Annotated in this window: 5 protein-coding genes (1 of these 5 only partly in view); 3 read left to right on the top strand and 2 right to left on the bottom strand. The window is 43.2% G+C overall.

Annotation, left to right across the window (positions count from 1 at the left end; all coding sequences use genetic code 11):
* Positions 1–228: 228 nt before the first annotated feature.
* Complete coding sequence (locus GFB48_RS17675; protein ID WP_163933396.1) at positions 229–471, bottom strand: hypothetical protein; 243 nt, start codon at positions 469–471, stop codon at positions 229–231.
* A 69-nt stretch (positions 472–540) separates the two neighbouring features.
* Here GFB48_RS17675 and GFB48_RS07490 point away from each other — a divergent pair, with 69 nt between their 5' ends.
* A complete protein-coding gene (locus GFB48_RS07490) occupies positions 541–1,191 on the top strand; it encodes a cupin domain-containing protein (protein ID WP_163933393.1) in 651 nt (216 codons plus the stop codon).
* A gap of 105 nt (positions 1,192–1,296) precedes the next feature.
* On the opposite strand, the gene GFB48_RS07485 is transcribed toward GFB48_RS07490, so the two are convergent.
* A complete protein-coding gene (locus GFB48_RS07485) occupies positions 1,297–2,313 on the bottom strand; it encodes a LacI family DNA-binding transcriptional regulator (RefSeq protein WP_163933390.1) in 1,017 nt (338 codons plus the stop codon).
* 144 nt (positions 2,314–2,457) lie between these two features.
* Between GFB48_RS07485 and glk the strand changes: the two genes are divergently transcribed.
* Positions 2,458–3,438 carry a glucokinase gene (gene glk, locus GFB48_RS07480; protein ID WP_163933387.1) on the top strand — a complete coding sequence of 327 codons (981 nt, stop codon included), beginning with the start codon at positions 2,458–2,460 and terminating at the stop codon, positions 3,436–3,438.
* Between the two features lie 311 nt (positions 3,439–3,749).
* A protein-coding gene (locus GFB48_RS07475; RefSeq protein ID WP_163933384.1) for an LEPR-XLL domain-containing protein crosses the window boundary here: on the top strand, positions 3,750–13,047 show its start. 24,848 nt of this gene lie beyond the right edge of the window; the window shows 9,298 of its 34,146 coding nt (coding positions 1–9,298); it begins with the start codon at positions 3,750–3,752; the stop codon falls past the right edge of the window.

Genomic DNA, 13,047 nt, shown 5'->3' with positions numbered 1-13,047 from the left:
TCATAGTGTCACCTGTTATGCTATGAGGTGTATTTTAACACCTCTAATCAGGTGGCCAAATTAACTATGCCACTACAACCTTCATGCCCGAGTCAGCTTCTTTTAAAATGCTGATAATTTGGGTATCTGTGAATCGTGACTTTTTCATAGTGCCTCCTAACATTACTTTGTCAGAAAACTCTACTTAATCAATGTCTCAGTTTAGGGGAAGTGGACAAAGTTACCTAATTACTTTTTGTGATGATTACTGTTAGTTTCATTTTTCATTAACAGAAACGTTAGGTACATCTTTGTTGGTAAAGATAGCACCATACCCACCGCAACAAAAACTGCACTGATGATAATGCCGGTGACCCCCATAGCTTTTATAGCGCCGCTATACAAATGAAAGTAAATGCCAATACAAATTAGCAAAAATCCTAATCCAATAGATACTTTTAGCAGTAGAATAAGTTTATCGTCATTCTTCATATATTCGATGGTCTTAATTGAATTGAGAGTTAATCCATTAAACCATCAAATCACCTTATAGGAAAACTTATGCTTAACATGGACTTCAATAAGAAGTTGGTCGTTGAAACCCAAAACATGGATTGGGTAACAAGCCCATCCCAAGGGGTACTTAGAAAGCCACTAGAGCGTGAAGCGGCAGAGCATGGCCATGTGACTTCTGTGGTTAAATACGAGCCAAATTCTTATTTTGCACCACATAATCATCCTTTAGGTGAAGAAATCTTTGTGCTTGAGGGGGTTTTTAGTGATGAGCATGGGGATTACCCTGCGGGCACGTATTTACGCAATCCACCAGGTTCAAGCCACCAACCTTTTAGTAAGCAAGGTTGCACTATTTTAGTTAAGCTCAATCAGTTTGATGAATTGGATGAGTGGTCGGTTCGCATCAATACCAATACTCAAGCATGGCACCAAGGTATAGGCGGTTTACAGGTAATGCCATTGCATAACTTTAAATATGAGAATGTGGCGTTAGTAAAGTGGCCTGCTGGTGAAAGGTTTCAACCCCATAGCCATTTTGGTGGTGAAGAGATATTTGTATTAAGCGGTACTTTCCAAGACGAGCATGGGCTATACCCTAAGGGCACTTGGATCCGCAGTCCTCACTTAAGTCAGCATTTCCCCTTTGTAGAAGAAGAAACCATCATCCTAGTGAAGACTGGGCATTTGCTTAAATAAAATGCTTGAATACGGAAAGAAATCGATTGAGTATTCGTAAACGAACAGTAGGGCGAAGCATCTCCTGTAGTCAAGAAGTGGCGTGCTAAAGCGGAGCCAAAGAATTTAGCAACTTCCTCTAATTGCTAAGCGTGTTTCTAAAGTATGACTTTGGCATGGTTCATTACGGATCAGTTTGAGTAACGTTTTGACCATCCGCTTACCCGCTTCATTAGGATCTTGAATGGCTGTTGTCAGAGCAGGGCGGCTGTGCTTAGCAATCGCCACATCATCAAAGCCAGCCACTGAAACATCCGTTGGGATGGTATAGCCAGACTCCTGCAGTGCGCGCATTGCGCCAAGGGCAATATAATCACAGGCTGCAAACACAGCATCAAAGCTCTGCCCTGATGCTATTAACTTTTTAGTGGCTAGGTATCCAGAGTGTTCAGTTACTTCAGCATTAAACTGCAGGCTTTGTGCACAATGCAAACCATTGTCATTTAGGGTTTTTTGGTACCCCAGATAACGTTGTTTTAATTCCGGTGAGTCGTCTGAAATGTCACCAATAAAGGCTATTTGTTTACGCCCACGCTCAAGTAAATGCTCGCTTATTTGGCGGCCACCCTCAAAGTTGTCACAGCCTATGGTGATCCCTGGAGCTGTAGTGGAGGTGTCGCCCCAGCGAACAAAGTGGGTGCCTTGGTTTTCGAGCTCGACTAACTTTTGCTGGTAATCTAAGTAGCCACCATAACCTAATAATATTAACCCATCGGCCTTGTGAGCATCTTCGTATTCACTGAACCAGTCTGTGCCAAGTTCCTGAAAAGAGACTAATAAATCATAGCCTTGGTTTGAGCAGGCACGGGTAATGGCGCCTAGCATAGAAAGGTAAAAAGGGTTGATAGAGTCAGTGCCGGATGAACTTTCTTCGAATAATAGTAAGGCAATGGTGTTACTGGATTGGCGTCTTAGATTACTGGCATTTTTATCGACTTTATAGTTTAGCTCTTTGGCAGCAGCATGAACACGGGCTTTTGTTTCGAGACTAACAAGGGGAGAGTCACTGAGTGCTCGCGATACGGTTGACTGGGACACACCAGCTTTTTCAGCGATATCGAATGATGTGACTTTGGCGCGCATTAATTTACCTATAGTTAACAAAAAAAATCTATCAGAAGCAATATTTCATGTTATCCTCTGGCACCAATAAAACAAGCAAAATTTAAGTTCAAAAAGCTTCAATTACTGAAGCTTATTTAGGTACTCTCGAATAATCTTATGGAAATGATGATGATCGATGAAAATGCCATCATAGTGGCAGATGTTGGTGGCACTAATGCTAGATTTGCATTAGCGGTGTTAGTAGATGGTGACATTAATAATATTAAGCTGGTGCAACGCCAAACATATCCAAGCGCTGAGTTTGCCTCTTTACAGGATGTATTGAAGCAATATATTAGTGATGAATCATTACAAGCTTGTAAAAAAGTATCGATTGCTGTGGCTGGTCCAATTAAACAAGGGCAGGCCAATGTGACCAACTTGGGTTGGAATTTTTCAGTTAGTGAACTTGAACAGCAGTTTGAATTAGACCGTTGTGAGTTATTAAACGATTTTGCCGCTTTTGCTTTCTCTGGCCCCTTCCTACCTGCTGATCAAATTGTTGAAATTAAATCTGGTGAAGCTGATCCAACTGCACCTATTGCAGCCATTGGTCCAGGTACTGGGTTTGGTGTTGCTCAATTAGTGCCAACCAAAGATTCCTTCCAAGTGGTGGCTTGTGAGGGTGGCCATGTTAATATTCCAGTTGTTAATGAGCTGCAATTTAAAGTGTTACAGTATGCTCAAACTCAACACCAAGTTGTTTCTGTTGAACACTTACTCTCGGGAACTGGCTTAGCTTTACTATATAAAGGCGTCGCCGCAGCACAAGGGTTAGATGCTAAAGATTACACCTCGGCGGATGTGTCGACTAAAGCGTTATCTGGTGAAGATGATATCTGTTTACAGACACTGAATTTATTTTGCGATTGGCTCGGTATGGTTGCCGGTAATATCGCACTTACCCAAGGTGCTAAAGGTGGTGTGATGATAGGTGGTGGGGTATTGCCACGCTTTGTGGAGTTTTTTAAGGCTTCCAAGTTTAATCACAACTTCGATGATAAGGGCATTATGAGCCACTTTGTCAAAGATATCCCTGTTCACCTAAATCTTTGCGACAGTGCGGCACTTATTGGCGCAGCAGCGTTTTTAGCCAGTGAATAATTGATACTCATTAATTGATAAAAAAGCCTCCATTATTGGAGGCTTTTTTTTTGCCGTGAAACCCATCGGTAAAGCACTTTAAAAGATGATATTTTTTGTGGTTAAAATTTGCTCAATTGGTGCTTGTGGACTACATTTTGTTATTGGCTGGCAAGGTGCCTCTACTGATATTTATTGAACTATCTACAATTTGAACATTATCTTTTGGAATGGCTAATTCTAAATATGTGCAAGGAAGTTTAGCAATAAAGGGGGGCGGTTGCTTTGGAACCGTTTAGCAATTGCTGTAAAGCACAACTAGGGAAGGTATCATGGCTCTTCCGTTACGTCGTAAAAAAGGATTGAAACGCTCAGTATTCAAAACCATTCCTTTTAAAAACTCTCGCTTTCATCGTTTCTTATCGCGATTTTTCTTTCGTGCCCATGCTGCGGCAAATGATCATATGATCATGGAGGCCATTGAGCCGAGATTATTGCTGTCTGCCGATCTTAATTTAGCTGCGGCTTCTGCTTCGGACTTTTTATTACGACTTAATGCCAATAACAACCACTATGAGATCGTTGATATCGTATCTGGTAATGTGGTTGCCAGTGCCGAGCGTGATGCTAATGATGATGTCATTAAAATTCTGGGCTCCAGTGGCGATGATGATTTTAGCTTGACGATAGATCAGCAAACCTTAGCGCAATTGGGCTCAGACTTAATTGTTGATTTGGGCGAGGGGCAAGATAGCTTCACCCTAATTGGCGACCTTAATTTAACAGCCAAAGATTTTACCGTAGCAGCCGAACACATTTTGCTTTCCCAGGGCAGCGATGTTAATGGTGCCAAAAATGTCACCTTTAACGCCCATTCTGAAAGCTTTATCAGTGATATCAATGGCAATACTGAATACGCTTCAGGCTTGATTGATTTAGGCGGTAATATAATCGCTACCGAACAAGTCATCCTTTCTGCGCAAGTAACTAAATCAGATACTGCCATAACCACAGCAGATGCTGTTGTGGTGAGAAGCCAAGCTCGAGCCGAAATTAATATGGCTAATGGTATTAATGTTGAAGCGGGCGATTTGATTGTATCTGCTCATATTGGTGGTGAGGTTAGCGCCGAAGCGACCCCTAGTTTGTTATATTCCGTTGAGCAAGAACACGATGATACCGCGGTAGTGTCAATCTCTAACACCACCATTGATGTGGTGGGTATGGTTGATATTAATGCCTCCAATGATGCCATTTACAATAGCATTGGCGCGAGTACAACCAATACCCTTAATAGTGAAAATATTGTCAATATTGATGGCAGTACTATTACTGGCGCAACCGATGTCAATATACAAGCAAGCGACCAATCTCAATTACATGCCTTAGCGCCTGAACAAAGCGGTGAGTTGCTCGACTTCTTAGCCCTTGGGGCCAATGCCAGCTTGCCGTTAGAAGTTGATGCCATCATGGCAGTCAACCAATTTGATAATGCCACTGAAGTGAATGTCAATGATAGTAATATTAGTGCTGCTGGAGTGCAAATAAACAGTGAACGTAAAGGCATAGTCACTAGCATCATTGAAAGCCTTCAGGTCGATGATAATTTAGGCTTTGCACAGATTAATTTCTCGGGTATGGCGGCGATCAATGCCATTACTGGAGCCGCTAAGGTTGCCATTGATAATACTAGTGTTGATGCTGCTTCTTTAGTTATTGCTGCCGATGATCAAATGACTTTAGTGGCCAATACCAATGTAGGGCGAATTGCTGACAGTGTCTTTGCCGGAGCATTTGGTGGCGTTGCAGCAGTTAACCTAATCGGCCTAAGCGCCGATAATTTAGCGCAATTGAGCCTAAGTGAATTAGTTGAGTTTTCTGATGATTCAATTGGCGCTGATGCCAGTGCCGATACCAGTGTATCGATACAAGATTCAAGCCTAGTGATCAGCTCCATAGTGGATGTCGATGCCATTGGCGCTCATCAACTTAATGCCACGGTAAGTAACACCATAAGTGCACAGGCTAATTCCCCTGCTTTTGCTAGTGGCATGAGTCTCGCAGGTGTGGCTTCAATGAATAAGATTTATGGCGATGTGCAAGCCACAATGACTCAGTCACAAGGCGGACTGATGTGGGTGGATAGTCAAGATCTGAGTATTGACGCGATAAACGACTCTGGTATTTATTCCAATGTTAAATTAGTGTCAGACTCAACCACATCCAATGATGGTGGGGTCGATCTCCTTAACCAAGGCCTGACCGATACTATTGCTTTTGATCACCAAAGCACTGATGGCTCTACCTTGGTTAATTTTGGTGAGGTGGTTAAGCTGGCGGATGATTATGCGGACGATTTAGGTGTCGCAGGTTCGGTTTATCAGTTTATGGGGCAAGATGCCAGCCAGTTAGATCTTAGTAACCAAGATTATAGCGATGCATCCCTATGGAAACGGATCAGTGCTACCCAAATTCTGCCCCAAGGTAATAATGTCACCGCTTCCCATTCCGTTGCTGCTGGTGGTGTTTTAGCATTTAATGACGTTGATATTGCCGTGGATTCGGTGATTGATGGTGCCACGGTTGACTTAACCGGTAACCTTAATTTAGCAGCCACTAATGCTTCAATTATTTATGCGGTCAATGACAGTACGGTGATTTCTGCGGGGGGCAGCGCCTATGGCACCGGTACTTCAGCTCTAGTGAATGCGATTGTTGCCAGCAACCAAATTAATGGTGGTACTTCAGCTCATGTCGTTAATAGTAATGTTACTGTACTTGGTAATGTTACAGTCAACGCCTTGAGCTTAGCCGTCATTGATGCCCAAGTGCTCGGCTTAAGTGAATCCGGTGATGCCTCTGTCGGTGCGTTATTGAGCTTTAACCAAATTGGTTGGGATTCCCAAGGGGCGTTATTTGATTCGATAGACGCTCTTCTTAATTTAAACACTGCCGATGATGCCATGGTGCTCACCCAAGCGAGCATTAGCGACTCGCAATTAAGTGTTGCTGGAAGTATTAATCTTGATGCCCAATCTAAGCAACAGCAATTTGAAATTACCAACAATAATACTTCCCAAAACATTGACCAATGGGTCGATTCTTTTGACGATGTTGGCATTGTAGATAACGATGATGTGAGCACCCCATTTATTGATGAAGCCGATACTGATTTGGCCCAAGATAACAGTATTACCCAACAGATCATTGATCTGTTTACTAATATGCTGGTGCCGCTATCCCAAGATATTGCCGATATTAGTGTTGAGGTTTTAGCCGCTGGCGCCCTATGGCTGATCAAAGATAAACACTATGGCAATTACCTCGTTTCGTTAGAACGAGATAGTCAATCCCCTGATGATCTTAGCCTAGCCACTATCGCGGTCAGCCAGCAGTCAATGATCAACGCCCAAACCAGTAATCACAGTACTTCAGCGGCTTCGGCTTTATATGGCGCGACGGGGATCAGTCTATCAGGTGCTTTGGCTTCAAACCGGGTTAATGCCTTTACCCAAGCTGAAATTAGGAATATTAATGTTGCTGGAACAGCCTTAAATTTAAGCGGTGATTTAATTATTAATGCAGATAACAATGCATTGATTGCGGCGAATAACACCAATGAAACTTTAGCTCAAACCGAGAACCTGCTTGGCAGTAATATTATTAATGAGTTAGTCACCAGTTTAGCCGATGACTATCAATATACCTCTGCATCGATTGGGCAAACCGTCTCCCAAGGAGAACGGGTCTTTATTGGTGAAGGTTATGCCAATGGTGGCACCCCAGGACTGATTTATGAATACCAAGGCGCGAGCCCTCTACTGCTAAATGGTAATATTGATTACAGCGGTGGTGATTGGACGGCGATTGACGCCATCGATCAAACTTCTCAATTACCCGCCCTAAACGCCAGCGATTCCGATGCGATTGGCTTTGGAGCCATGGTTGCCCGTAATGAAGTGTTTGCTGGGGCAGACGCTGCATTAATTAATGCTCCAGTGGCTGCGACTAATGTCGAAGTGCTCGCCAATAATAGTGCGTTTATTTTTGCTAATAACTTAGGTTTTGCTAGTGCTTCGGGGGGCTCATCTTATGGTACCGGTGAAGCGATTGCCGTTTCTGGGGTGATTGCCACTAACCAAATATTAAGCCATGCCATTGCCAAAGTTAAAAACAGTGATATAGAAGTAACGGCTAATGTCAATGTTGAGGCTAAGGACGAGTCATTAGTTGATGCAACCTCTAATGTAGCGGTTGAGTCTGGTGCCGAAAGTGTTGGGGTGTTACTGTCTTTTAACTCTATAGGTTGGGTGCCGCAAAATGTGATGTCTAACGCCATTGATGCTTTCATTGGCGATGATCCGTTATTCCAAGGCATATTCTCTGAACAACAAGCCAGCCAAACCCATGCATTAGTGGAAGACAGTTCGATTACTGGTGCCAATTTAACGGTAGATGCCAGTCAAAATGCGAAAATTAATTCCACGATTAGCAACACCTCAACCACGACAGCTGGGGCTTTGTTCGGTGCCGATGGCTTAAGTGCCGCTGCCAGTTTAAGCAGTAACAAGGTGAATACCGATACCTTGGCGGCGATCTATGTTAGTGACAATTCACCTGCTCAAAGTTTGACTATTAGCTCAGACCTCAAAGTTAATGCCAAGGATGATTCTTGGGTATTTTCTAATACTAAAATTACCTCAACAACCATTACCACCAATGATGGCGGTGCCGCCATTATTGATGGTTTTATTCAAGACAGAATCCCAGCAGATTATGTCAGCCTAGAAGTGCCTACTCAGCTTAACTTTGGCGATACCGTTCGTTTAGCGGCCGATTTTGATGACAGTAAAGGCACGCCAGGTGCGGTTTACCAATATATGGGTGAGCAAACCGCTAACCTGAACCTTAATCAACAGGACTATTTTGATTCAGGCTTCTGGAAGGAAGTAACTGCCACCCAATTAGTGCCCCAAGGCTTCAATATTACCGAGTCTAACGCCAATGCTAGTGGTGGTGCGGTGGTACTTAATGATGTAAGAAGTGAAGCCTTTGCATTGGTAGAACAACAAACCATTAATGCAGGCGCTGTAACTGTAACTTCTGAGCAAACCGGCTATATCTATGCCACTTTAGATGGTGAATTTGAAAGCTCTGGGGGCAGCGTTTGGGGGACAGGCTCTGCTTTGGCGGTCAGTGCCAGCATAGCAACCAACCTAGTGTTGACCGATTCACTTGCACAAATCAATGACTCTATTGTTAATGCTGATAATTTGTCTGTTAGCTCATTCAGAGCTTCCAATATTGATGCTACCAATACCACCAATGTGGTTTCAGGGGAAGATGCCGTTGGCGTAAAACTTGCCTTTAATACTGTAGGTTGGGAGTCGCAAAACCTAATATTTAATGCTTTTGATGCGCTAATTGGCACTGTATATGGTGAAAGTGATCATAACAGCAGTGATCGCCCAACAGCATTATTAAATGGCGATATTGTTCGCTTAGATAGTGCTATTAATGGGGGCCAAGAGGGGCAGTTATATCGCTATATTGGTGACTCTATTACTAATGATGGTTTAGATTCTGCGCCCATTGATTTAACCCAGATGAACTATAGTGATGGCTCACTCTGGCAGAGCGTAGTGGATATCTTTAGTAATGAAGATCCTGCCACTAGCCACGCCATTATTACTGATAGTCAGTTGGATATTAACCATGACTTAGAGGTATTGGCGTTTAATGAAAGTATTATTAATGCTTGGTTAACTAATGAGTCGACCTCGGCGGCTTCTGCCTTTTTTGGGGCGGGTGGTATGGCGGTGTCTGCGGTATTGACCAGTAATAAAGTCAGCAGTTCTACCCAAGCTTATATTAAAAATAACCAGCAAACGGTGGCGGCGAATCATATTACTATCGTCGCTGATGATTTCTCTGGTATCGCTTCTAATTCGGCGCTATTGGCTGCTCAATCTTCTTCCAATGACTATGGTGTCGGCATAGTTAATAACTTAGCCAGCACTTTACTTGATGATTACGATTACACCGACCGCTCAGGTGCTAAGCAATTAAAATTTGGTGACACCGTCAAAATTGACAGTGCCGATTATCTGGTTGAAGAGGTCATTGTTGCCAGTGTAGAACAAGGAGATAAAGTTGCCCTGTTGGATGAAAATGGCAACCAAATCGCAATTTATGAGTATGTTGCTAATGCTCAATTAACCGATACTAATTTAGCTAATGGTATTCAAAATTACGCCAGCAATTCAGATTGGGTTTTGATCTCTACTAATCCGAATACCAAATATAATGCCCATGAGGTAAAAGCCTTTAACGCTGACATTAACAGTGGTGACAGGGTTCAGCTTTATGCTAATGGTGAAGCTACACAAACCTATGAATACATTGGTAATACTACTTTATTTGGAATGAGTCTGTTTGATGGTGATGTGGATTATGCCAATAACGCTGATTGGGTTGAAATCAGCGGCGAGCAAGGCGTTGTTTACCAGTATATGGGGGATGACCAAGCCACTGGTGTCACCACGGATTTAGGTAGTGCTGATTATAGTGATTACGGCCTTTGGAAGCCCCTAAGCCAAGATAACCTTATCAATAAGAAATTGGCAACGACCTTAATTGGGGATCGTGTTGGTAGCTTAATTGAAGACGCAGGGTTAAGTGCGACTTCAACATCCCAAAGTTTATCGGGCATGATCACCCGCAACGATGTTCGAGCAGAAGTGTTAGCCTTTATCGAGGGGGCATTAATTCAAGGAGCTAATGGTAATGCCCTATCTAGCTTAGAGATGGATGCCAATGAGCGCGCATTAATTATTTCGGCGGATAGCTCTGTGGTGAGTGCGGGTTCCGCTAAACAAAGGGCGGATGGCACCCTTAATGGCATTATGATCACCAACCAGGTTTTAGCGAATGCCAAATCATGGTTAGCGGATTCACAGATCAATAATGGCCTTGCCGACGCTGGGGTAATTACTGTTAACGCGGTTAATGATGTTCTGGTTGATGCTACATCCTTAACCTCTACCTCTGTTGGCGGTACAGATTCTTTAACTGGCATCATTGCTTTTAATAATGTGGGCTGGAAAATCGATAATATCTTCGAGCAAGCGTTTGAATTGTTAGTAGCTGAAGATTTATTTATTGATGATATCCCGGTTGCTGCCCAAGCTGCCATTATCAATACCGATATCAACGCTGAAGCTGTAAATGTTTCTGCTGAAAACTCAGGATTAATCAACTCAAGCGTAGGTAATGAGGTCTCAAGAACCACCTCAGGTAATTTCTTTAAATTTGCTTTAGGTAAGATTAAAGAAGCCACTAAATCTGAGACTAAAGATTCTGATAAAAGCGACAGCCAATCGGGCTCGTCAACAACAGGAGCCAGTGACGAGGCCGATCCTGATGCGCCTGAAAGTAACGTAGATACCGACACCACCGAGGCAGAACAAGCCGCTGCGGCTGAAAAAGCCAAAGCCGAGGCAGCTGCAAAAGCTAAAGCAGCTACAGGATTAACCGCTGGCATAATTGTTAGCTCGAATAAAGTTAACACCAGTGCCGATGCCTTTATTTATGATGCCAATATTAATGCCTCTGGCGATGTCATTGTTGAAGCCAATGATGTGGCAAAAATTGATGCTAATACCCAACTAAAAGTCAGCGTGATCTCAACCAGTACCATTGATGCGTTAACTCAATTAGTGACTGATTTGGTGCAACAGGAATACAGTTATACCACTGAATCAGGGACTCGCTTGTTAACCAGTGGCGATAGGGTTCGCTTAGGCACTGATATGGGAACAGGCGCTGGTGATGTGTACATTTATACTGGCCCAACCCAAAATATTGATCTTGCTAGTCTGACCTTAGCAGAGTTTGTTGACCCAAGTGGTCATTGGCAAAAAGTCACCGGTGGAGCTGATGATATTGCAGATTTATTCCCTAATTTTGGTAATTTTGCTGATTCTGATGCCAAAGCCGCAGGGGGAATATTTAACGTTAATGATGTCCGTGCAAACGTTGCTGCTATTTTAAATGAGGTTGAACTCGCGGCTAATAATTTGCTATTGAATGCCAATGAGTCTGCCAGTAATTTAGCCACAGTCATCTCCAATATTGAAGCTTCCGGTGGCAGTAATACCGGTGGCGGAACTGTGTTTGCTTACAATGGTCAATTAGTGAGCAACCTACTGCTCAGTAAGGCGAAAGCCAACATTTTAAATTCTCAGGTTAGCCTAGCGAATGATTTATCCGTTAATGCCTTAAACGACGCCTTGATGGATGCTGAGTTACTGGTGGATACCCTTTCTGGTGATGAAGCGGCTGCCTTTAGTTTTGCCTTCAACGTGATGGGTTGGGATTCTCAAAATGCGCTGTTTGATGCCATTGATGCCATTTTAGGTGACTCGGTATTTGCTGATTATGTCATGTCTAAGCAAAATGCGGTGGCAACCTTAGTTAATATTGATGAGAGTGAGTTTGATGTTGGTCGTGATATGTCGTTATTGGCTGATAACCAAGCCATATTAGATGCGACATTAACTAATACGGTCAGCTCTGAAGCATCGGCGTTAAAAGATGCTACAGGCTCTTCCCTTGGTATTGTGGTGACCAGTAATAAAGTCAACAGTTATTCAGAGGTGACCGTCAGTGATAATGTGTTACCCACAGAAGAAGTTACCCTTGCCAATGCTGATTTAAATATTGGTCGTAACCTACAACTAAAAGCGATTGATCAAGCAAGAATTAATGCTAATACCCAATTAGTGTCTTCATCTATTACTACTAATGACAGTGGATTGAGCATTGCCAGTGAAACCTTTAATGACTTTTTGGCAGCAGATCACTCTAGTGATGATACCTCTGTGGAACTTGCCTTTGGGGATAGAGTTCGCTTGAGTGATGGTTTTGATGCTGAATTTGGTAACCCGGGCAGCATTTATATTTTCATGGGTGCTGATACCGCTAATGCCGTTGATCTTAGTGCCCTGAATTATCGAGATGCCGGCTACTGGAAAGAAGCCACTGAAACCCAGCTTATTCCCCAGGGATTGAACTTACCGGGTTCCGATCCAAATACTGACTCCGCATCAAGTAGCGTTGGTGCCATGTTTGTGCTTAATGACATTCGCAGTGGCGTTGAAGCTAACCTTGTTAACCAAGGGGTTTATGCTGGAAGTGTCACCCTTGAAGCCAATGAAACGGCAATTATTACCGCAGACATTAACTCGGAGGCGACCTCTTCGGGGGGAAGTGTCATAGGCACCGGTGTCTCTGAAGCCATTAATGGCATTATTGCCACCAACGTTGTAAACAGTGGTGCCAGTGCTGATGTGCTAGACAGCCGTATTGTCACCCACCTAAATAATGGTAGTAGTGGTGATGTCAGCATTAACGCCTTTAACCAGTCAGAAATCGATGCCACAGTTAAAGCCATAACCAGTACTGGCGATACCGGAACTGGAATTGTCCTTGCCTTTAACTCTATTGGTTGGAAAGGGCAAAATTTCTTATTTAATGCCATTGATACTATTTTAGGCGATCCGCTGATTGCCGATGCCTTTGACAATAGTAATCCAAGTGCCACGAGTGCCATCATTCGTAATACCGATC

Origin of the sequence: Paraferrimonas sp. SM1919 (assembly GCF_010993985.1) — a bacterium.
Lineage (GTDB): Bacteria > Pseudomonadota > Gammaproteobacteria > Enterobacterales > Shewanellaceae > SM1919.
This window is presented reverse-complemented; position numbering and strand designations above follow the sequence as displayed.

Excerpts from the sequence above, each read along its gene's own strand:
- GFB48_RS07490 (WP_163933393.1), top strand. The coding sequence starts at position 541 with ATGCTTAACATGGACTTCAATAAGAAGTTGGTCGTTGAAACCCAAAAC.
- GFB48_RS07485 (WP_163933390.1), bottom strand. The coding sequence starts at position 2,313 with ATGCGCGCCAAAGTCACATCATTCGATATCGCTGAAAAAGCTGGTGTG.
- GFB48_RS17675 (WP_163933396.1), bottom strand. The coding sequence starts at position 471 with ATGAAGAATGACGATAAACTTATTCTACTGCTAAAAGTATCTATTGGA.
- glk (WP_163933387.1), top strand. The coding sequence starts at position 2,458 with ATGATGATGATCGATGAAAATGCCATCATAGTGGCAGATGTTGGTGGC.